The following is a 21339-nucleotide window of genomic DNA, read 5'->3' on the forward strand; positions in this document are numbered from 1 at the left end:
GAATTTCTTGACGACCATAGAGCATTGGAACCACCTGATCCCATCCCGAACTCAGTAGTGAAACGATGCATCGCCGATGGTAGTGTGGGGTTTCCCCATGTGAGAGTAGGTCATCGTCAAGATTAAATTCCAGAACCCCAATTGCGAAAGCAGTTGGGGTTTTGTTTTGGGCGGTCGAAAAGTTCAGTCGTCGTAAATCAACCTGCCAACCCTGGGCTTCCTCTGCGCAATTGCTCTCATAAAACGGGTCATTAGCACGCCGTTCGGGAATTCGATGCAAAGTGTTTCCGCATTTTTGGTATGGTGCAGCACATTTTCACAGGGATTGAGCCTTCATCCGCAGGACGCGGCGTCGACCTTCTTTAACGAGATGCTGTAGAAATGCCTGAACCCATACCGATCAAAGATCACGAAAAAGAGAACCGCCTGGTCAACAAGCGCCTGCTCGCCTGTGCGCTGTTGGTGATTGGCATTACCTGCGCGCTAGTGGGGCGCATGTACTTCCTGCAGGTCGTACAGTTCGACTATCACTCGACGATTTCTGAAAACAACCGTGTCCACGTGTTGCCGATCACTCCCACGCGCGGGTTGATCTATGACCGTAACGGTGTGGTACTGGCCGACAACCGCCCCAGCTACAACCTGACCATCACCCGCGAACGCACCACCGACCTCAAGGGGGAGTTGGACGCTATCGTCAGCTTGCTGCACCTGCCTGCCGAAGATCGCGCTGTCTTCGACAAGGCGCTGAAGCAGGCACGCCATCCCTTTGTCCCTGTGACCTTGTTTTACGAGTTGACCGAAGAGCAGATCGCGCTGCTGGCCGTGAACGAGTTCCGCCTCCCAGGTGTAGACGTAGAACCGCAGTTCGTCCGCCATTACCCGTTGGGCGCTCACTTTGCGCACTCCATCGGTTACGTAGGCCGGATCAACGAGAAAGAATCCAAAGCCCTCGATTCCGTGGAGTACCGCGGCACGCAGTCCATCGGCAAGACCGGTATCGAGCGCTTCTACGAATCCGAGCTGCATGGCCACGTCGGCTATGAAGAAGTCGAGACCAACGCCCAAGGCCGCGTGCTTCGTGTTCTTAAGCACACCGACCCGATCCCCGGCAAAAACATCGTGCTGAGTCTCGATGTGCATCTTCAAGAAGCGGCAGAAGAAGCCTTGGGGGATCGCCGTGGTTCGGTGGTTGCACTGGATCCCCAAACCGGTGAAGTACTGGCCATGGTCAGCAAGCCAAGTTTCGATCCGAACTTGTTTGTCACCGGTATCAGCTTCAAGGAATACGCCGCGCTGCACGATTCTATCGACCGGCCGCTGTTCAACCGTGTATTACGCGGGCTCTACGCGCCAGGCTCGACCATCAAGCCGGAAGTCGCCATCGCCGGCCTGGACAGTGGTGTTGTCACTGCTCAAACCCGCGTGTTCGACCCTGGCTACTACCAGTTGCCAGACTTTGACCACAAATACCGCAACTGGAACCACAGCGGCGACGGTTGGGTAGACATGGACGCGGCCATCATGCGCTCCAACGACACCTATTTTTACGACCTGGCCCACAAGCTGGGCATCGATCGCCTGCACGACTATCTGGCTGAGTTCGGCCTGGGCCAGAAGGTCTCGTTGGACATGTTCGAAGAGTCCGCCGGCCTGATGCCTTCCCAGGCCTGGAAGCGTGCCACGCGTCGCCAACCCTGGTTTCCGGGTGAAACGGTGATCCTTGGCATCGGCCAGGGCTACATGCAGGTCACACCGCTGCAACTGGCCCAAGCCACCGCACTGATTGCCAACAAAGGCGTGTGGAACCGACCGCATTTGGCCAAGACCATCAACGGCGTGCCGCCGGTGGATGAAAACCCGATGCCGAACGTGGTCCTCAAGGACCCACGTGATTGGGAACAGGTCAATCACGGCATGCAACTGGTGATGCACGATCCGCGCGGCATCGCCCGTGCTGCCGCACAAGGCGCGCAATACCGCATTGCCGGCAAGAGTGGTACGGCGCAAGTGGTAGCGATCAAGCAGGGCGAGCGCTACAACCGAGAGAAGACCCTGGAGCGCCATCGCGACAACGCCCTGTTCGTCGGCTTCGCGCCGGCCGAACACCCGAAAATCGTGATTTCGGTGATGATCGAAAACGGCGAGGCCGGCGGCCGCGTGGCAGGCCCGGTGGTACGCCAGATCATGGACGCCTGGCTGCTCGACCAGGAAGGCCATCTGAAACCCCAATATGCGACGCCAGCCAAAGCGCCCGGCGATCCCAAGGTGTGATTCAGGCTTTCCACTCGTCCCATTGGTCTACGTCTTCGTAGGCCAGCCAAGGCACATCATGGGCGGTCCAGATATGCGCGGTGGGCCTGACGCCCGGATCGTCATCCAGCGTCGCCACCCGCACAATGACATGGGGTTGATGCCCACGCTCCGCCATCAGGTGTGAGCCGCAGCGCGAGCAGAAATGCCGGAGTTTGCCCGGCGACGATTCGAAGGACACCAGCAACGCCTGCCCCTGTGTCCAGCGAAAGTGTTCACGCATTACGCCGGCTGTCGCCACAAATGCCGCCGCATGCACCTTGCGGCAACTGTCGCAATGGCAGTGGCTGATGGGCATATCCAGGCTGTCCAGCTGATACTGCACGGCCTTGCAGAAACAACTTCCATGGAGCTGTTGAGTCATCGTCGGTCACCTTGATGGGAGTGGCACAATCTACCTTTCTGCGCTACGCAGCGCATAGCCATTGCCCTAATTCCTACATTGCTCTAAATTGCGAAGCGTTCTCATTCGTGCGCAATGTCATTATGCCTTTGTCTGCTGGGCCTCATTCTTCCCAAGAACCCATTGGCCAACTCTATGGAGACCATCACCGCTGGTTGGTCAGCTGGTTACGTTCGCGGCTGGGTTGCTCCCATCAGGCGGCGGACCTGGCTCAAGATACCTTCATTCGTTTATTGCTGGCCGAGCGCACGCAGCCGGTGGCCGCTGAATTGAAGGAGCCACGGCACTTCCTAGTGACGATCGCCAAGCGCGTGATGATCGACAGCTTTCGCCGCAAAGCCTTGGAGCAGGCTTATCTCCAGGCCCTGGCCGAGCAGCCGCGAGCCTATGCCATCTCGCCGGAGGAGCGGCTATTGGTCATCGAAACCCTGCAGCGCCTCGATGCCATGCTCGATGGTCTCGGGCGCAAGGCCAAGCGCGCCTTCTTGCTCTCGCAGTTGCAGGGTATGCCTTACAAGGACATCGCCGAACAGCTACAGGTCTCGGTAAGTTCGGTGACCAAATACATTGCCAAAGCCACCGAGCATTGCCTGATCTTCGCACTGGAGCATTGACGGTGACCCACGACGCGCAACGCCAAGCCCTCAGCGCGGCGGCCCACTGGGTCGCCCGCCTGGCGGCCGAGCCCGGTGACCTTGCGTTGCACGCGGCTTGGCTCGCCTGGCGAGATGAACACTCGCTGAATCAATGGGCTTGGCAGCGCGTAGAAATGTTGCAAAGCCAGCTCCAGAGTCTGCCCGGCACGGTCGCCGTCAATGTGCTGGACGTCGCTACCGACCAGTCCCGACGATTTGGCCGCCGTGCGCTGCTCAAGAGTGTGGTGGTCGGTGCCGGCGTGAGCGCCATCGGCTGGTCCGGCTATCGACAGGCGCCGTATTGGATGGCCGATCAACGCACCACCACCGGCGAGCGTCATAGCTTGCGCCTGGACGATGGCACACGGCTGTCCCTCAATACCGCCAGCGCCGTGGATATCCACTACACCGCCGAGCAACGCTTGCTGATCTTGCGTGCCGGAGAAATCCTCGTGGAAACGGCCCCCGACCCGCGTCCTTTTCGGGTGCGCAGTGCCCAAGGTGAAATGCGCGCGTTGGGCACGCGTTTTACCGTTCGCCAGTTCGATGACTTCACCGGCATGAGCGTATTGCAACACGCGGTGGCGGTGCGTCAGGGCATCGAACCGGCGGAAACCGTGATCACAGCCGGCCAGACTGTCACGTTCGATACCCGGCGCATGCTCTCTCTTCGGGCCAACGAACCTGGCGAAGGCGAATGGGCGCAGGGTCGGCTGATCGTCGACAACTGGCGCCTGGATCGCCTGCTGGCCGAATTGTCACGCTACCGGCCGGGTTACCTGGGATGTGCCTCTGAAATCGGCCATCTGACAGTATCGGGTGCCTATTCCCTAGACGATATCGACCTGACCCTTAACGCCCTGACCCATGCGCTGCCAGTGCGCCTCAGTGCACGTACTCGCTACTGGACGACAGTCGTCCCGCACGGTTGAAAATAATTATCAACAACTGTTGTCGATTTACCGCCCTTCGTTCGACTCCTCCTGCAAACCCCCTTCATTCGCTTCAAGTCATCAGGAGTCAACATGCGCGCAGGGCAAACCTCAGTCGCCACTCAGCCGCTTCGGTCATTTCGCAAAAAGCCTTTGCAGGTCGCGCTGTTTGGCGTGTCGTTGATGGTGCAAGCCGGGCTGCTGGCTCCGCTGTTCGCGACAGGTTCAAACGCCATGGCGGCCAGCCAGCAGAAGGCTTTCGCGATTGCTCCTGGCCCATTGGGTTCGGTATTGAGCCGATTTGCCAGTGATGCCGGCGTGGTGTTGTCCTTCGATTCGGGTCTGACCGCTGGCAAGCAAAGTGCCGGCTTGCAGGGCACTTACAGCGTCGAACAAGGTTTTGCCCGACTGTTGGCGGGCAGCAACCTGGCCCTGTCCGCCAATAACGACGGCAGTTACGGCCTGGCGCCCCAAGCCAGCAGCGGTACCTTGAGCCTTGGCGCCACCAACATCAATGCCGAAGGGCTGGGTCTGACCACCGAAAACAGCGGTTCCTACACCACGGGTGCGGCCAGCACGGCGACGAAACTGCCGCTGTCCCTGCGCGAAACGCCGCAGTCAGTCAGCGTAGTCACCCGCCAACTGATGGACGACCAGCACCTGTCCACCCTCAACGAAGTGCTGAGCTTCACACCCGGCATCAGCAGCAACCACCGTGACAGCGAGCGCTACTCCTTTTACTCCCGCGGTTTCGAGATCCAGAACTTCCAGTACGACGGCATTCCGTCCCAGATCGCCAACGAGTCCCAGCAATACATCGGCCCGCTCTCCGACATGGTCATCTACGATCGGGTTGAGGTGGTGCGCGGTGCCACCGGCTTGATGAGCGGTGCAGGTACGCCGTCGGCCACCATCAACCTGGTGCGCAAGCGCCCGACCAAAGACTTCCAGGCGCACATTGCGGGAGAAGCAGGCGCCTGGGATCGCTATCGCTCCGAAGTCGACGTGTCGGGCCCGTTGACCGAAACCGGCAATGTGCGCGGACGTTTTGTCGCGGCGTACCAGAAACAGAAGTCCTTCGTGGATTGGTACAAGCAAGAAAAGCGTGTGATGTATGGCGCGCTGGATATCGACCTGAATGACAGCACCACCCTGCGCACCAGCCTGGATTACCAGAACAACGATGCCAATGGCACCAGCTACGGCCATATTCCGTTGTTCTACAACAATGGCCGCCAGACCGATTTCTCGCGCTCCTTCAACCCGGCAACACGCTCCAGCTACATGGACAATACCAGCTACACCTTCAGCACCATGCTGGACCACAAACTGGACAACGACTGGAGCTTGAAGACTGCCTACAGCCATCAATATTCCTACCGCAAAGGGCAGGGCGCTTCCGCCAGTGGCAGCTACCCGGACCCGGTCACCGGCCAGGGCGCCAAGGCGTTCATCTACCGTCTCGACAGCTACCAGACCCAGGACACGCTCGATGTGTACGCCAATGGTCCGTTCCAGCTGGGAGGGCGTGAGCACGAGTTGGTAGTGGGCGCGAGCACTTCGCACACTCACCTGAACTTCCCCAACTACAGCAGTACCCTGGCCGGCCAGGACAATGACTATGGTGATGTGGACAACATCTTCACGTGGGACGGCCGGCAGTATGGGCGCCGTTCCTACAATGAAGCCGGGGGGGCCGTTACTACCCTGCAACAGACCGGTGTTTATGGCGCTTTACGTTTGAAACCGATGGACCCGCTGACCCTCATTCTCGGCACCCGCGTCAGTTGGTGGAAGCAGCTCGACGAGGTGACGGAATACGCTCCTTACTCGCAAAAGACCGACAAGACCAAAAAGACCGGCGTCGTGACGCCCTACGCGGGCATCATCTATGACCTGAACGACACTTACTCGGTCTACGCCAGCTACACCAGCATCTTCCTGCCGCAGACGTTCTACAAGACCGCCAGTGGCGGCTCGCTGGCCCCGCTGGAAGGCGACAACTACGAGATCGGGCTCAAGGGTGAGTTCTTCGACGGCGCGCTGAACGCGAGCATCGCCCTGTTCGACATCGAGCAAAAAAACACCGCCGCCGATTCGGGTAACGATGCCAGCGGCAAGACGGTGTACAAGGCCATCGCCGGCACCACCACGCGCGGTGTCGAAACCGAGATTTCCGGTGAAGTGGCTGCCGGTTGGAACGTATTCGGCGGTTACACCTACCGCGAGTCGCATGCCAAGGACGGAGAGCGCGTGCAGGTCAACCAGCCGATCAACCTGTTCAAGCTCGGCACCACTTACCGTTTGCCAGGCGCCCTGAACCGCTTGACCGTGGGCGGCAATGTCACTTGGCAGAGCGAGATGTACGCCACCACGCAGATCAACTACACCGGGCCGTACTACAAGGCGGTCCAGGATCCCTTCGCCGTGGTGGGCCTGTTGGCCAACTACCAGGTGGATGAGCACTTGTCCGTCGGACTGAACGTCAACAATCTGTTCGACAAGAAGTATTACGACGGCATGGGCACGTTCAACTCGGGCTCCTACGGCGAGCCGCGTAACGCGATGGTCAATGCCAAGTGGACGTTCTGAAGTAAGTCGCAACACCAATGCGTGGCCGAAAGGTTGCGCATTGTTCGATGTCGCCTACTGTCAATGGTGGAGGTGACTTATGCACGTATTGGATCGAATCGAACGAAAAGTCCTGCTCAACGTTTCACGTAAACAAGTCTGGGAAGCCCTCACCGATGCAGAGCAATTCGGCCGGTGGTTTGGTATCGCACTCAAGGGTAAAACCTTCGCTGCAGGGCAAAGTATCGAGGCGCCGATTACTTACAAGGGTTACGAACATGTGATCTGGAAGGCCAGGATCGAGCGCATCCTGCCGCGAACACTGTTCTCGTTCTGGTGGCATCCCTTTGCGGTCGAGAAGGGCGTCGACTACGACCAGGAAACCCCAACGTTAGTGGAATTCACGATTGAGGATCGGGCGCCGGGTATTCTGCTGCGGGTGGTCGAGTCTGGCTTTGATGCCGTGCCTGAGGCACGACGGCAGAGGGCCTTCAAAATGAATTCCCGTGGTTGGGACGAACAGATGGCCAATATCGAAAACTACCTGAGCCGGGCCCGTCAGGCTTGAGGGTAACGGGCATCATCAGTGATGCCCGCCTTTCACCGGTCTCAGCTTTCGTGCGCGGTGGTGATCTCTAAGGTATCGGTGTAAGTCACCACCACACTCTGCCCGACCTTGAGGTCTTTGAGGCCGGCGCGGATTTCCGGTTTCTCAACGTTCAACACCTTCGTCGCACCGGCTGGATTCTCCAGAGTGACCTGGTTTTTCTTCAGGTCGATATGGGTGATCTTCAGTTGCACCTGCACTTGGCGGAAGGCAGCGCCACCTGGGTTGGGGTTGTCGGCGGTGGCGCGGATCACGCCGGTTTTTTCGCTGGCGTCCGGTGCGCCTTTGTCAACGTTGGTGTCTAGCACGGCCGCGACCGAGTGGGTGGTCAACACGTTGACCTGATCGCCGACCTTGAGGTTGCCCAGGTCCTTGGCGGCATCGGTGAGCTGTACATGCACCTCACGGCCCTCGGCACCCGCGAGCACGACTTGATGCTTGGCGGCATCCACCGCCAGCACCTTGGTGGTGACTTCATCGGCCTCAAGGGATTTGGACAGCGGGATATCGGCGGCATGGGCCACCAGGTGGCCGGCAGACAGCAGGGTGGCCAGGGCGATTGCCTGGCGCAGGGAGCGAGATAACTTCATTGTCGGGACTTCCATGTGAGAGGAGCCCTGAGTCTAGTGGTGAGCCGGCGATGCGCAAATCTGCCGGCTCACGTTGTTGCCGCCCTGTTAGAAGTCCACGCTGGCCGACAGCTTGGCGACACGCGGATCACCTTGGCTCAGGAAACCGCCCTGGGCCGATTCCCAGTACTTCTCGTTGGCGACGTTCTCCACGGTGGCGCCGAGGGTGACATCACGCTGGGCCACCTTGAAGTTGTAGCGCGCGCCGATATCGAAGCGGTTCCATGCGGGCAGGCTCAGGTTGTTCGCGGCGTCGGCGTACTGCCCGCCGGTGCGCAACATGCGACCGTTGAGGGTTACACCTTGCAGGCCGGGCACATCCCAATCCACGCCGGCATTGAGCTGGAACGAAGGCACACCGATGGCGCGGTTACCGTCGTTGGCGCCGTTTTGCGTGTCCTTGAGTTCGGTCTTCATGACGGTCACGCCGCCCAGCAGGCGAAGGCCGCTGACCGGTTCGCCGAAGACGTTCAACTCAACGCCTTTGTTGATCTGCAGGCCTTCGCGAACGTAGCGCGCTGTCGTCGCATCGATGACTTGAACGTAGCCGGCTCCAGGTTGTTCGATACGGTAAACACCCAGTGTTGCCCCATAGGTGCCCATGTCGACTTTCACGCCCGCTTCGATTTGTTTGGAGCGCGCGGGCGCAAACGCCTGTCCGCCGCCAATGATGGTCCTGTTGCCCGAATTGACGGGAGATGTCGGCCCTTGGGCCAAGCCTTCGATGCGATTGGCGTAGAAGGACACATGCTCCCACGGCTTGAAGACCAAGCCGTAGACCGGAGTGGTGATCGACTCGTCGTAGTTGGCGGTGCGGGTCCCGCTCATGTAGTTGTAGCCCTGCACCACCATCTGCTGGCGGCGCGCGCCGAGCGTGACCAACAGGCGGTCATCGAAGAACCCCAAGGTATCGGAGACCGCCGCGCTGCGCACGAACGTCTTGGCGGTAATGGTTGGGTCGCTGAAATCAGTGCCTGGCGTATTGCGTGGGTTGTTCAAGGTGGGCGGTGCGCCGGTCACCGGGTCGTAGATATTGGTTGGAGTCGCTGTCGACGAAGCGTTGAACACATAGGCGTTGCGCGCCTGGGTCCAGATACCGGCCAAACCGAAGTTGAGACGGTGACTGACAGCGCCGGTCTGGAACTTGCCATTCAGGCCGCCCATGGCGCTGCGGTTGTCTTCTTCGTGGGCAATGGTCGAGCGGCTCGCCAGGGCGTTGCCGCTGTTGTCAGTCAGGGTGACAGATGAATACTGCCCCATTTCCCGGGTGTGCTTGGCACCGGCCGCCGCATAGGCTGTCCAGTTTTCGTTCAAATCATACTCGGCGCGCAGCATACCCAGGGTGTCTTCAAGGTTGGTGCTGCTCCAGCTCGGCGCGTAGTTGGTGTCGGCCGACGGTGCGTCCGGGACATGGGTTGCCGTGCCGAGGAAGACCGAGTTGCGCCCGCCGTTGATACGTTGCTTCTGATACACAAAGTCACTCGACAGGCGCAACGCATCGCCACGGTAGTCCAGGCCGACGGCAAACAGCTTCGAGCGTTGGTTTTCATCGTCGATGCCGGTATCGCCTTCGCGCTGGGACAGGTTCACCCGCGCACCAAAACGGTTGTCTTCACCGAAGCGCTGGCCAATGTCCAGATGCTCGCCCACCCGGCCATCACTGCTGATATCAGTGCTGAACCGACGCAACGGCACGTCATCGGCGCGCTTGGGTTGCAGGTTCACACCGCCGCCGATCCCCGAGCCGCCGGGCGTCACGCCGTTGATGAAGGCATTGGGGCCCTTGAACACTTCCACGCGCTCCAGGGCGTCAGTGGAGATGATCTGGCGCGGCAGGATGCCGTACAAGCCGTTGAAGGAAATGTCGTCGCCATTCAGTGGCAAGCCACGAATCATGAAGGTCTGCGCCTGGTTGGCAAACCCCGACGCCTGGCGCACGGACGAATCATTGAGCAGCACATCGCCGACGGTTTCGGCCTGCTGGTCGCGAATCAGTTTTTCGGTGTAGGAGGCCATGCTGAATGGCACGTCCATGATGTCCTGGTTGCCCAGCACACCCAATTGACCTCCGCGAGCCACTTGGCCGCCGGCGTACACCGGGGGCAGGGCACTTGGCGCGGGGGCGTCGGCATTGATGTTGGTCGCGCCCAGTTCCAGCGTGTTTCCCTCCTCAGCGTTGTTCGCATCCTGCGGGGTGGCTGGGGTGGCAGCATGAGCGCTGAGGCTCAGGGAGCAGCACAGGGCGAGCAGGGTCGGGCGAAACGGCACGGAGAATGGGGCGGGCATGGGCGATCCTGACGGCTAACCGTCATGTGTGAGGAAAAGGGCAACGGCGTTGCGCGTCCTCACTGCGCGGATACGACTCCGGCGCGAATGATAGTAATTATTATTAGCGTCGCGCAACAAATTTTTACTAACGCGGTCTGCGCGCGCGGATGCCGAGTAGAATCACGCCCTGAAAGCGATTCCTGAGGTGCGGTACGGTGGATTTACAGCAGGGTTTTGTCCTGACCCGGCATTGGCGCGATACTCCGGCGGGCACGGAGGTCAGCTTCTGGCTGGCCACCGACCTGGGCCCGAGGTTTGTCCGCCTACCCGTGCAGACTTCGGTGATGTTCATCCCCGAGGCCCATCGCAAGCCGCTGGATTGGCTGCTCAAGGGCGAGCGCGATATCGAATTGCGCCCGTTGCAACTGTGCGACTTCCATCACCGCCCCGTCCTCGGCCTGTATACCCGCCAGCACCGCCAGGCGATGGACGTGGAAAAACGCCTGCGCGCAGCGGGCGTCGACGTCTACGAAGGTGACGTGCGTCCGCCCGAACGCTACATGATGGAGCGTTTTATCACCGCCCCGGTGTGGTTCGGCGGCACGCCCGACGCCAACGGCGTACTGTGCGACGCACAGATGAAACCCGCGTCCGACTACCGTCCGCCGCTGAAACTGGTGTCCCTCGACATCGAGACCACCGCCCAGGGCGATCTCTATTCCATCGCCCTTGAAGGCTGCGGCGAGCGCCAGGTGTACATGCTTGGCCCGCCGAACAAAACCGACGCCGTGGACTTCAAGCTCGACTACTGCGACACCCGTGCCCAACTGCTCGAACGCCTCAACCAGTGGTTGGCGCTGCACGACCCCGATGCGATCATCGGCTGGAACGTGGTGCAGTTCGACCTGCGCGTGCTCCACGAACATGCCCAGCGTCTCAACGTGCCGCTCATGCTTGGCCGTGGTGAAGAACCGATGGCCTGGCGCGAGCACGGTAGCCGCAATCATTACTTCGCGGCGGCGGCGGGGCGTTTGATCATTGATGGCATCGAAGCCCTGCGTTCGGCCACCTGGAGCTTCGAATCCTTCAGCCTGGAAAACGTCGCGCAAACCCTGTTGGGCGAAGGCAAGGACATCTCCACGCCGTACCAGCGCATGGACGAGATCAACCGCATGTTCGCCGAGGACAAGCCCTCCCTGGCGCGCTACAACCTCAAGGACTGCGAGTTGGTCACGCGGATTTTCGAGAAGACCGAACTGCTCAAGTTCCTGCTGGAGCGCGCCAGCGTCACTGGCTTACCAGCCGACCGTAACGGCGGCTCCGTCGCCGCGTTTACCCATTTGTACATGCCGCTGATGCACCGCCAGGGCTTCGTCGCGCCGAACCTGGGCGACAAGCCGCCCCAGGCCAGCCCCGGCGGATTTGTCATGGACTCACGCCCCGGCCTTTACGAATCGGTGTTGGTGCTCGACTACAAAAGCCTCTACCCATCGATCATCCGCAGTTTTCTGATCGACCCGGTGGGTCTCATCGAAGGCCTCAAGTACCCCGACGACAGTGAATCGGTAGAAGGCTTTCGCGGCGCACGGTTTTCCCGCACCCGGCATTGCTTGCCGTCCATCGTCGCGCGGGTTTCCGAAGGCCGCGAAGAGGCCAAGCGCGAACACAATGCGCCGCTGTCCCAGGCCCTGAAAATCATCATGAACGCCTTCTACGGCGTACTCGGCTCCAGCGGCTGCCGCTTCTTCGATACACGCCTGGCCTCGTCGATCACCATGCGTGGCCACCAGATCATGCGCCAGACCCGCGAACTGGTCGAAGCCCAAGGTTATGAGGTGATCTATGGCGACACCGACTCCACATTTGTCTGGCTCGGCAGCACGCATTCCCAGGACGATGCCAGCCGCATCGGCAGGGCCTTGGTGCAGCACGTCAACGATTGGTGGCGCGAGCACCTGTTCACCGCGTTCGGCCTGCAAAGCGCCCTGGAGTTGCAGTACGAAACCCATTTCACACGCTTCCTCATGCCGACCATCCGTGGCGCGGAAGAGGGCAGCAAAAAACGCTATGCCGGTCTGGTGGTGCGCAGCGATGGCAATGAAGAAATGGTCTACAAAGGCCTGGAAACCGTGCGCAGCGACTGGTCGCCCCTGGCCCGTCGATTCCAGCAGGAACTCTACCAGCGCATCTTCCATCGCCAGCCCCACCAGGACTACATCCGCGACTATGTACGCCGTACCCTCAGTGGCGAATTCGATGAGTTGCTGATCTATCGCAAACGCCTGCGCCGCCGGCTGGACGACTACGAGCGCAACGTGCCGCCCCATGTGCGCGCCGCGCGTTTGGCCGATGAATACAACGACCGCCTGAACCGCCCGCGCCAGTACCAGCGCGGTGGCTGGATCAGCTACGTGATCAGCGTCAACGGCCCGGAACCCCTGGAAGTGCGGCAAGCGCCCATCGACTACGACCACTACGTCACCCGGCAATTGCAGCCGGTGGCGGATGCGATCCTGCCGTTCGTGAATGACGATTTCAGCACTCTGGTGGGCGGTCAGATGGGCCTGTTTTAAAACGCTTGATTCGTCTGGGTGGCAGCCTGCACTCTCTGTCTCTGATGACCACCCAGACGGCGCTGCCACCATGACCCTGATCACTCTGACCGGCACCACGGTCGAACTGCTGCCCCTGCAAAGGGAACACAAGGCCGCCTTGCTCGACGCCGCCGCCGATGGCGAATTGTGGAACCTGAAGGTCACCAACGTACCGGGCCCGGACACGGTTGATAAGTACATCGACACCGCCCTGGCAGGGCGTGATGCCGGTAGCGTGATCCCGTTCACCCTGGTGCGTCGTGACGACGGCCAAGTGGTCGGCAGCACGCGGTTCTGGAAGGTCGACCGGGTCAATCGCAAACTGGAAATCGGCCATACCTGGCTGGCGCTGTCCACGCAGAAAAGCGCGATCAACACCGAAGCCAAGCTGCTGTTGCTGACCTACGCGTTCGAAGTGCTCGACTGCGTGCGCGTGCAGTTCACCACTGATGAACTCAACGAAAAGTCCCGCGCCGCGATCCTGCGCCTCGGCGCCGTGCAGGAAGGCATCGTGCGCCACGAACGCATCATGCCCGACGGGCGCAAGCGCAACTCGGTGCGCTTCAGCATCATCGATTCGGAATGGCCGCAGGTGAAGGCGAACTTGCAGGCCAAACTGCAACGCTAGGAGGAAAGGCCCATGTACACGCTGTATGGCATCGACGAATCCGGCTCCTGCATGATCGAAATCGCCCTCCAGCGCTGCGCAGTGCAGTGGCGACGGGTGGACGCGGCCTCCTGGGCGGAGGGTGAGGGCAGTGATGAGTTGGCCCGGATCAACCCGCTCAAGCAGGTGCCCACCCTGGTGACCCCCGATGGCCAGGTGCTGACGGAAAGTGCCGCGATCCTGATCCACCTCGGCCTGGAATACCCCGCCTCGGACCTGCTGGCCGGCAACCGCGGGCAGATCATCCGCGGCCTGGTGTACATCGCGGCCAATTGCTACTCGGCCATCGGCATCATCGACTACCCGCAACGCTGGCTTGGCGACGTCAACGAAACCGTGCAGGCGCAATTGGTGACGGGCACCCGGCGCTACCTGCATCAGGCCTGGGTGGTGTTCGCTGATCAGTTCGACGAGCAACTGTTTGCTCCCAACGGCGTGCCGAATGCATTGGGCCTTATGGCGGCAGCGGTGTCGCGCTGGGATGAAGCGCGAGAAGCATTGAACGGACTGGCGCCGGGCTTTGCCCAGAGCCTGGCGCACGTGGACGCCGACCCTGTCGTCGCCCCCGTATTTGCGCGGCATTGGCCGGCGTGGAAGGTCTCATGATGTTTCCGAAATCAGTGGAAACAATGACACTTGAGCCCAGCAAACCCTTGCGTAGCGGGCGTCCTGTCCTACGCTTTCTTAAAGTGGTGTAGGAATCATCCTTGAATTTGACTGTCGCAGACATGAAACTCAAGAACCCTGCATGGAATACAAAGGAGGTGCGCATGCTCATCCGGTCGCTGACTCTGGCTACCTTGATGGCTTTTACGGGGCCGCTGTTGGCTGCTGATGATATCAACCCGCTCAAGCAAGACTTGGGCAAGGCCCGGCCGCTGGTGGTGGTAGAGCTTGATTCCGGCAACAACACCTTGGCGACCCTCAAGAAACAGTTGGACGAGCCTGCGATCAAGCAGTCCTTTGAAGAACGCAGCATGGTGTTCTACACCGTGAAGTTCGGCAGTATCGGTGCCGAAGGCGAGAAGTTCGCCAAGGACCCCAAGGACAACAAAAAGCTCACGCCGCCTGAAACCAACGCACTGATCCGTGCCCTCAAACTGGGTGCCGGAAGTGGCACCAAAGTGATCCTGGTGGGCAAGGACGGCGAGAAGAAAGTCGAGAAGACCGTGCCACCGGATACCCTCGACCTGAAAGAGTTCTTCAGCGCCATCGACCAGATGCCGATGGCCGAGAAAGAAACCGCAGCCGCCCCGGAGCCTGAACCTGCCGCCCCGGCGCCAGCCAAGGGCGCCAAGCCTGCCAAACACGGCGCCAAGCCAGCCCCGCAACAACTCGACGACTGAACCCAACACCCTGTAGGTGCGAACGCCTACAGGGTTTTTTGTGCCTTGCGCACCGGAAACGGAAAGTAGAAAAACCGCAAAAACGCCACCCGCTTGATCACTTCCCCGATCAGCAAAGGCACCACCACAGCCACCACAAAACCCACGCAGGCCGCGACAAACGCGTGCAGCCCCAGGCGCTCCAGCAGGTCAACCGTCTTGTGCTGGATCTCGCCGTGGAAGATCAGCAGGATCAAGGTGTTCTGGCCAATGTAGGTCATCGCCCGCGTGATGACGGTCGACACCATCAGCACCCGCGCCAGCGACCAGCACGCGTACACGCCGAGCACCGCCAGCAGGCTGGTCCACAGCCAATGGTCGTAGCGGCGCTGCGCCAGGTCCATGGTGGCGTGGCTGTAGAGGAACACGGCGGCGAACAACGCCACCGACATCAGCAGCGCCAGCCACGATCCCTCATGCCGACGCAGCCAGTCGCGCAGCAGGTAGCCGCAGATGAAGTAGGTGCTGCTGATCAGGGTGATTTCAAGGCCGAAGGGCAGGCCGGGCAGCGTCCAGGTCTGCCCGCCGACGCTCACCGGTATTTGCCAGAACCACGGCAGGACCCAGATGCCGATCAACAGTTGTACCACCATCAGCAGGCAGCCCACCGGCAGCGACAGCTTCAGGTGCTGGATCAGGCGCAGCATCACCCAACTGAACAGGATCGCCACCCAGAAGTGCGGCAGAAACCATAGCGCCTGCCAGGGAATGGTATCCACCGAGGCATACAGCACGCCGCCGATATCCGGCAGCAGGGGCTGGCCGCGCAGTACGTCGCGTACGATCACATACACCAGCATGGTGAAAAAAAACGGCTTGAGCAGGCCATCGGCCTTGCGCACGGCCATCTCCACAAACGGTTGCTCGGGCTTGAAGAACACGCCGGACAGAAAAAAGAACAACGGCAAGATGAACGAGGCGATGATCGGGTACTGCAGCTCCAGCGAGTTCGCCACGAACCAACTGTGACCGTACACGATCATCAGGATGCCGATGCCCTTGGCAATGTCCATTTGAATCCAACGATGTTTCACCTGATCACCCTCCCTCTATAAACCACACCGCCCCTTGTAGGAGCGGGCTTGCCCGCGAAAATCGTCAACGATAACGCTGCTATCCGGGGTAAACGCGGCGCCCTTGCGTTCTTCGCGGGCAAGCCCGCTCCTACAGAAAGCCTCATGCCTTGCGCCACGGCTTCAGCCACAGCCCCATGCCCAGCAAGACCACGGCGCCGGCCAGGGTGCTCAGCCCCAGTTGCAGCCACACGCCTTCAATCCGAAACAGCGCCAACGCCGCGACGCCCATCAGCACGGCGCTGAGCAGCCAGTTCCGCGCCCAGGGCAGGGCGCCGAGCAAGGCCTGGCGTTGCATCAGCAGCAGCGCGGTGCAGACCACCCCGGCCAGCGCCGCCAACGGAATCCCCGCCAGGCCGAACACAAACGGCAGCACGCCGAGCAGCAATACGTTGACCAGGCTGCCGAGCAATTCGCAGCGCAGTGGCTGGCGCGTGTCCCCGGCCGCGTAGGCATAGCGCGCGAGCAAAGCATTCCAGGCGCCGAATACCAGCGGAACGGCAAACCAGGCCAACAGCAGCGGCAACGGCGAGTCCAGCGATTGCTTGGGCAGCAGCAACGCCACCAGGCTCGGGGCCGCCGCCACCAGGCCGACACCGGCGGGCAGGGTCAATACGCTGGCGGTTTCCAGGCCACGTTTAAGCAGGGCCAGGCGCTCATCGCCCTGACGGCGGCTCATCATGCCCAGCAGCACCTGGTTGAGGCTCATCAGCGCAATCAGCGGCAGGTTCATCAGCTTGCGTGCCAGGTTGACCCAGGTCACTGCGCCTTCACCCAGCAGCGATGCCACCAACCGTTCGATCAGCGCCAGGCCCTGGCTGGCGCCGTTGCTCAGTAACAATGGACCGATGCGCTGGCCCAATTCCCGCAGGGGCGCGAGCGACAATTGCCAGCGCCACGGCCGCCAGCCCTGGCGCCACATCGAGGGCAGCAACGCCAACGGCATCAACAGGCTGCCGACCAGGCAGGCCAGGGCCAGCGAGTGCGGTTGGGTGGCGGTGCCAGCGAGGGCGAGGTAGGTCACCGGCGGCAGGTTGAACAACAACGAACCCAGGCCGGCCAGCACAAAGCGTTCGCTGGCCTGCAACGGGATGCTGAACAGCGCGTGCAGCATCAACCCCGGCACGCACCAGGCGACGATCTGCAAGTTGCTGCTGGCGAGCGCCGTGGCGCTCGCCGCCAAGCCCGGTCCGAGCAGTTGCACCAGCCACGGCGCCAACAGCGTCAGCAGCAGGCTGGTGACCAGCGCGATCAGCAGCAGCGCCGGGAACAACACGGCCAGCCAGCCCAGGCGTTCGTCGTCCTTGCGCGCCAGGTACAGCGGCAGCGCCGCGGCACTCAGCACGCCGCCGGCCAGTGACATGCGCAGCGCTTCCGGCAAAAACAGCGCGATCAGGAACGCATCACTGCGCTCGCCCGCGCCCCAGGCCGCCACCAGCAGCCATTCGCGGGCAAAACCCAGGCACAGGCCCAGCAGTGTCGCGAGCGTCAGCCAGACCGCGGAGCCCAGCATCAGGGCTTGGCGCCATCAAGCACGGGTTTGCGAAAGACCACCGGTTTCACCTGCGGCAGGCGTGCCGGAAACAGCCGGCGTGCTTCCAGCACGTTGATGCCGACCATCAACCAGAACAGCGCGACCATCACCACCGCAAAGCTGAAGTAGTGGTCGAACAGGCCGCTGACCAGCGCTGAGAGAATCCCGGCCGTGGTGCCCAGCCACAGCGCATTGTCCTTGGTCAGGCGGATCGGGCCGTTTTCCGGGCGCGCTTCACGCCACCAGCGCACGGTCACTGCGATAAAGAACAGCATGCCGATGATGCCGGTTTTGTAGACGTAGTTCAGCCACAGGTTGGAGATGCCCAGCAGGTGGGTGTCGGGCACCGGTGGATCGACCTTGAAGCCGATGCCAAACGGGTACGACGCCACCGCCTGCGGGAACATGCGGTACTCGTCGAAACGCACTTCGGTGCTGGCGTTGCTCGAAGAAAAGATCGTCGCCAGGCGTTCCTGCAACGGTGGATAGGCCATCACCAACACGACGGTCAGCGCCGCGCCGATCATCAGCAGACGCCCGGTATACGGCACCCGGCGCGTGGCCATCCACAGCAGCACCAGCGCCAGGCTGACCATCGCGCCACGGCTACTCGCCAACAACAAGGCCGCCGCGCCCAGGCACGCCACGCCCAGGCCCAGAGCACGTTTCCAGCCTTGCTCGGTCATGCCGAAACAGAAGGCCAGGGGCAGCAACAGCGCCATGATCCCGCCGATGGCATTCGGGTGCATCCACGGCGAGCCCATGCGCGAAGACATGGCTTCCAGGCCGAATTTGAGCATGTCGAAGTTGCCGTAGTTGAACAGTGCCAGCACCGGCGCAATGCCGGCTCCGGAGCGCGTGCGCACGAACACCGCAATCGACAGCACCAGCATGGCCAGGCTGCCCAACAGCAGGGCGATCACCAGGGATTCGCGGTGCTTGTGGTCCACCAGCAGCTTGGCGCAGAGGAACACCCCCGACAAGTTCAGCAACCAACGTAGCCAGTTGGCCACGCCGCTGCTGTCGGCGTGGATGGTGACCTGGCCGACAATGAAGGGAAACACGCTGAACAGCATCAGCCACAACAGCATCTGGTCGGTAGGGCGCCGGGTGAGGCTCGGCGTATCCGGCAGGCGTACCAGGAAGCTGTTCCACAGCACGGCGCCCCAGGTCATCGCCAGGATGGCTTCGCTGACAGTACTGCGAATCCCCAGGTTGACCGTGGAATACGGCATGAACGTAGCGACCAGCGCGAACAGCAACAGGCCCCAGAATGGAAAGCGCAGGATGGTCACCGCCCCGGCCAGGCCGATCACGGCGAGGAACGCCTTGGCCGGCGACAACAGCAGGGCTACGGCGCCAAACAACAGGCCGAAGAGGATGGCGACGAGGCTGGGCAGGGTCATTCTCACTTCAGTTCCTCGATCAATTCGGCTAGGCGTCGGCGGTAGGCGTGTTGGTTGAAACGCTGCGCCCATTCCCGGTTTTGCTCGGGTGATTCTTCTTCGCCGCGCTCGTTGAGGCTGAGCATCAGTTGCGTCAACGCCGGGCCGTCGGTGGGCGAAAAACGCGGCGCCGAGGGCGGCGTGATTTCATCCAGCGAAGTGCCGCTGGCCACCGCCACCGGGGTGCCGACGCTCAAGGCTTCGATCACCGGCAGGCCGAAACCTTCGGCATAGGACGGCTGCCACAGGCGCGAGGCCTGGCGGTACAGCGCGTGCAACTCGGCATCCGACACACCGCTGAGCGCACGAATCCCCGGCAGGGTGCGCTGCGCCTCGGGCAAATGTTCAAGGCTGCCCACCAGCACCAACTCCGGCACGGCAGGGGATTGCTGTCGCGCCTGCTGCCAGGCGTCGACCAGGAACGGCACGTTCTTGCGCAACTCACGCGTGCCCACCAGCAACCAAAAGTGCTCGGGCAATTGGCGAGCGCTGAGGTCCGCCGCCAGGTCGGCAAAGCCATCGACCTGGTTGGGCAGTACGCGAATCTTGCCGGCAGCCTTGGGAAACAACCGTGCAGTCTCATCGGCACTGTATTGCGACGGCGTCCACACCCGGTCTGCGCTGTGCACCGCGTAGGCAATCGACAGGCGATCGCTGGTCTTGTAGATCAGCGCCTTCAGACGGTTGGCGTGGTAGTTGTTCAGCGTGATTTGAAACAGGTCATGCAACAGCACCACCGTGCGAAGTCCCTTCGGCTTGGGCGGCAATGGCAGGCCCATATTGAAGGTGCTGATGTACAAATCGATCTGCTGTTCACGCAACGCACGCGGCAGAAAACCGGCCTCGAACCGTAGGCGATTCTGCGGCTGGTGCATCGCGGTCTTGGCGCAGCCCCAGGCCGGGCAATGGGCGTGCAAGCGGGTTTCATCGCCCAGGGGCGCCACGGTAAACCGCTCAAGCTCGATGCCTGGCAGACCGTGCAGGGCGCTTTCCAGCGCATACACCTGGCGGCTGATACCCGATTGCGGCGAGGTGCCGACGGTGCGGTAATCCAGGCCTACACGCATGCGGGCTCCTTTTGATTCACGGGCGAAAGGCTGGCGTACACCTTTTCCAGCTGGCTGGCGGCGACGCTCCAGTCATGGGCGCGTCGCACATAAGCACGGCCAGCTTCGCCCATGGGCGCGGCGGCGTCGGGAAATTGCAGCAGGCGCACCACGGCGTCGGCCAGGCTCACGGCGGTCTGCCCGCCGAGGTAGTCCAGGCCTTCCACCAGGTCCAACCCCGACACGCCTTGCTCGGTACTCGCCAACGGCAAGCCGGCGGCCAAGGCTTCCAGCACCTTGAGCTTGGAGCCACCGCCATGGCGCAACGGTGCCAGAAACACCGAACAACTCGACTGCAATTTCAGCAGGTTGGGCACAAAACCCTGCCACTCAATGCGCGGGTCCGGCCAACGCTCACGCCAACTGTCGGGCATGCCAAAGCCGCACACACTCATGCGCGCGTCCGGGCAACGCGCCCAGACTTTGGGCAGGATTTCATCCAGGGCCCACTCGATGGCGTCCACGTTGGGCGCGTACTCGTAGTTGCCGAGGAACAGCACGCGGCGGGTCGAGGGGTCGGGACGTGCCGCTGCGAAGTGATCGCAATCCACGCCATTGACCACCACCGACACCGCTTTGCCGGCGATTTTTTCCAGGGTCTGGGCATCGCTGTCGGTCACCGCCACGACCTGCGTGGCCTGGCGCATCACACGCCGTTCCCAGCGGGTATAGCGCCATTGATCGTAGCGAATGAACGGCAGCGACCAGCCTGGCAGGCGGTCATACGTGGCCGCGCCGAGCGCGGATTCGACATTGTGTTCGGTCAGCACGAACGGCTGGGATTTACGCGTCAGCGCATCTTCATAAGGTTGAAAGGTGTACGTGTGCTCGATCTGCACCACATCCCAGTGTTCGTTGAGCAGTTGGTTGAACGTGTCCTGCAACGCCCCCGACAAGCCATTCACGCTGGCCAGCAGCGGGTAGGGCGCGAACAATCCGGCGATCAGGGTCTTTACGCTGCGCAGAGGACGACGCGGCAGGATGATCAGTTGTTCGAGAAACGCCTCCAGCACCTGACGGTCGGTGAGTGACACCGGGTGTTTGTCATGCAGCAGCAAGGTGATCCGATGCCCCCGCGCGGCCAGGCTGCGCAGCAGGTGGAACTGGCGTGTCTTGCCACCGCTGGTGGCGGGCCAGGGCGAGTAGGGCAGGATCCATAAAATGCGCATGGCAGGCC

Annotated in this window: 17 protein-coding genes and 1 rRNA gene; 10 read left to right on the forward strand and 8 right to left on the reverse strand. The window is 61.6% G+C overall.

What is annotated here, in order from left to right:
• Positions 1-6 precede the first annotated feature (6 nt).
• Together rrf and mrdA are read left to right on the forward strand one after the other, a co-directional pair.
• A 5S ribosomal RNA gene (gene rrf / locus CI807_RS16790) occupies positions 7-122 on the forward strand.
• 259 nt (positions 123-381) lie between these two features.
• Positions 382-2274 (forward strand): penicillin-binding protein 2, encoded by a 1893-nt coding sequence (gene mrdA, locus CI807_RS16795; protein ID WP_016974809.1) that lies wholly within the window; start codon positions 382-384, stop codon positions 2272-2274.
• A 1-nt stretch (position 2275) separates the two neighbouring features.
• Here mrdA and CI807_RS16800 read toward each other — a convergent pair whose 3' ends face one another.
• A complete protein-coding gene (locus CI807_RS16800) occupies positions 2276-2677 on the reverse strand; it encodes a GFA family protein (protein WP_095015399.1) in 402 nt (133 codons plus the stop codon).
• 122 nt (positions 2678-2799) lie between these two features.
• Between CI807_RS16800 and CI807_RS16805 the strand changes: the two genes are divergently transcribed.
• The 4 genes from CI807_RS16805 to CI807_RS16820 all read left to right on the forward strand — a co-directional run bounded on the left by CI807_RS16805 (position 2800) and on the right by CI807_RS16820 (position 7422).
• Positions 2800-3330 carry a sigma-70 family RNA polymerase sigma factor gene (locus CI807_RS16805; protein ID WP_095015400.1) on the forward strand — a complete coding sequence of 177 codons (531 nt, stop codon included), beginning with the start codon at positions 2800-2802 and terminating at the stop codon, positions 3328-3330.
• Positions 3331-3332: 2 nt separating this feature from the next.
• Entirely contained in the window at positions 3333-4283 is a 951-nt protein-coding gene (locus CI807_RS16810) for a FecR domain-containing protein (protein ID WP_095015401.1), read from the forward strand.
• 93 nt (positions 4284-4376) lie between these two features.
• On the forward strand, positions 4377-6875 hold the full coding sequence (locus CI807_RS16815; RefSeq protein WP_095015402.1) for a TonB-dependent receptor: 2499 nt from the start codon (positions 4377-4379) through the stop codon (positions 6873-6875).
• Between the two features lie 79 nt (positions 6876-6954).
• Positions 6955-7422: an SRPBCC family protein gene (locus CI807_RS16820; protein WP_095015403.1), complete on the forward strand. Its 468-nt coding sequence runs from the start codon at positions 6955-6957 to the stop codon at positions 7420-7422.
• Between the two features lie 41 nt (positions 7423-7463).
• Here the strand turns inward: CI807_RS16820 and CI807_RS16825 are convergent, their stop codons facing one another.
• Both CI807_RS16825 and CI807_RS16830 read right to left on the reverse strand, forming a co-directional pair.
• Positions 7464-8051 carry a hypothetical protein gene (locus CI807_RS16825; protein ID WP_095015404.1) on the reverse strand — a complete coding sequence of 196 codons (588 nt, stop codon included), beginning with the start codon at positions 8049-8051 and terminating at the stop codon, positions 7464-7466.
• 87 nt (positions 8052-8138) lie between these two features.
• Positions 8139-10376 carry a TonB-dependent siderophore receptor gene (locus CI807_RS16830; RefSeq protein ID WP_095015405.1) on the reverse strand — a complete coding sequence of 746 codons (2238 nt, stop codon included), beginning with the start codon at positions 10374-10376 and terminating at the stop codon, positions 8139-8141.
• A gap of 197 nt (positions 10377-10573) precedes the next feature.
• Between CI807_RS16830 and CI807_RS16835 the strand changes: the two genes are divergently transcribed.
• From CI807_RS16835 to CI807_RS16850, 4 genes are all read left to right on the forward strand, one after another.
• Complete coding sequence (locus CI807_RS16835; RefSeq protein ID WP_095015406.1) at positions 10574-12931, forward strand: DNA polymerase II; 2358 nt, start codon at positions 10574-10576, stop codon at positions 12929-12931.
• Positions 12932-13001: 70 nt separating this feature from the next.
• Complete coding sequence (locus CI807_RS16840; RefSeq protein ID WP_095015407.1) at positions 13002-13580, forward strand: GNAT family N-acetyltransferase; 579 nt, start codon at positions 13002-13004, stop codon at positions 13578-13580.
• Between the two features lie 12 nt (positions 13581-13592).
• A complete protein-coding gene (locus tag CI807_RS16845; protein WP_095015408.1) occupies positions 13593-14225 on the forward strand; it encodes a glutathione S-transferase in 633 nt (210 codons plus the stop codon).
• Between the two features lie 164 nt (positions 14226-14389).
• Complete coding sequence (locus CI807_RS16850) at positions 14390-14965, forward strand: DUF4174 domain-containing protein (protein ID WP_095015409.1); 576 nt, start codon at positions 14390-14392, stop codon at positions 14963-14965.
• 26 nt (positions 14966-14991) lie between these two features.
• On the opposite strand, the gene CI807_RS16855 is transcribed toward CI807_RS16850, so the two are convergent.
• The 5 genes from CI807_RS16855 to CI807_RS16875 all read right to left on the reverse strand — a co-directional run bounded on the left by CI807_RS16855 (position 14992) and on the right by CI807_RS16875 (position 21331).
• A complete protein-coding gene (locus tag CI807_RS16855) occupies positions 14992-16038 on the reverse strand; it encodes an acyltransferase family protein (protein ID WP_371857981.1) in 1047 nt (348 codons plus the stop codon).
• Positions 16039-16180: 142 nt separating this feature from the next.
• Entirely contained in the window at positions 16181-17590 is a 1410-nt protein-coding gene (gene murJ / locus CI807_RS16860; protein ID WP_095015411.1) for a murein biosynthesis integral membrane protein MurJ, read from the reverse strand.
• Entirely contained in the window at positions 17590-19017 is a 1428-nt protein-coding gene (locus CI807_RS16865) for an O-antigen ligase (RefSeq protein WP_095015412.1), read from the reverse strand. The genes murJ and CI807_RS16865 overlap by 1 nt, the downstream gene beginning before the upstream one ends.
• Positions 19018-19019: 2 nt before the next feature.
• Positions 19020-20123 (reverse strand): glycosyltransferase family 1 protein, encoded by a 1104-nt coding sequence (locus CI807_RS16870; RefSeq protein WP_095015413.1) that lies wholly within the window; start codon positions 20121-20123, stop codon positions 19020-19022.
• Entirely contained in the window at positions 20114-21331 is a 1218-nt protein-coding gene (locus CI807_RS16875) for a glycosyltransferase family 4 protein (protein ID WP_095015414.1), read from the reverse strand. Before CI807_RS16875 ends, CI807_RS16870 begins: the two co-directional genes overlap by 10 nt.
• Between the last annotated feature and the right edge of the window lie 8 nt (positions 21332-21339).

Origin of the sequence: Pseudomonas sp. NS1(2017) (assembly GCF_002269425.1) — a bacterium.
Classification (GTDB): Bacteria; Pseudomonadota; Gammaproteobacteria; order Pseudomonadales; family Pseudomonadaceae; genus Aquipseudomonas; species Aquipseudomonas reactans.

Coding starts and splice junctions, on each gene's coding strand:
- mrdA (WP_016974809.1), top strand. CDS start 382: ATGCCTGAACCCATACCGATCAAAGATCACGAAAAAGAGAACCGCCTG.
- CI807_RS16800 (WP_095015399.1), bottom strand. CDS start 2,677: ATGACTCAACAGCTCCATGGAAGTTGTTTCTGCAAGGCCGTGCAGTAT.
- CI807_RS16805 (WP_095015400.1), top strand. CDS start 2,800: ATGCCTTTGTCTGCTGGGCCTCATTCTTCCCAAGAACCCATTGGCCAA.
- CI807_RS16815 (WP_095015402.1), top strand. CDS start 4,377: ATGCGCGCAGGGCAAACCTCAGTCGCCACTCAGCCGCTTCGGTCATTT.
- CI807_RS16820 (WP_095015403.1), top strand. CDS start 6,955: ATGCACGTATTGGATCGAATCGAACGAAAAGTCCTGCTCAACGTTTCA.
- CI807_RS16825 (WP_095015404.1), bottom strand. CDS start 8,051: ATGAAGTTATCTCGCTCCCTGCGCCAGGCAATCGCCCTGGCCACCCTG.
- CI807_RS16830 (WP_095015405.1), bottom strand. CDS start 10,376: ATGCCCGCCCCATTCTCCGTGCCGTTTCGCCCGACCCTGCTCGCCCTG.
- CI807_RS16840 (WP_095015407.1), top strand. CDS start 13,002: ATGACCCTGATCACTCTGACCGGCACCACGGTCGAACTGCTGCCCCTG.
- CI807_RS16845 (WP_095015408.1), top strand. CDS start 13,593: ATGTACACGCTGTATGGCATCGACGAATCCGGCTCCTGCATGATCGAA.
- CI807_RS16850 (WP_095015409.1), top strand. CDS start 14,390: ATGCTCATCCGGTCGCTGACTCTGGCTACCTTGATGGCTTTTACGGGG.
- murJ (WP_095015411.1), bottom strand. CDS start 17,590: ATGCTGGGCTCCGCGGTCTGGCTGACGCTCGCGACACTGCTGGGCCTG.
- CI807_RS16865 (WP_095015412.1), bottom strand. CDS start 19,017: ATGACCCTGCCCAGCCTCGTCGCCATCCTCTTCGGCCTGTTGTTTGGC.
- CI807_RS16870 (WP_095015413.1), bottom strand. CDS start 20,123: ATGCGTGTAGGCCTGGATTACCGCACCGTCGGCACCTCGCCGCAATCG.
- CI807_RS16875 (WP_095015414.1), bottom strand. CDS start 21,331: ATGCGCATTTTATGGATCCTGCCCTACTCGCCCTGGCCCGCCACCAGC.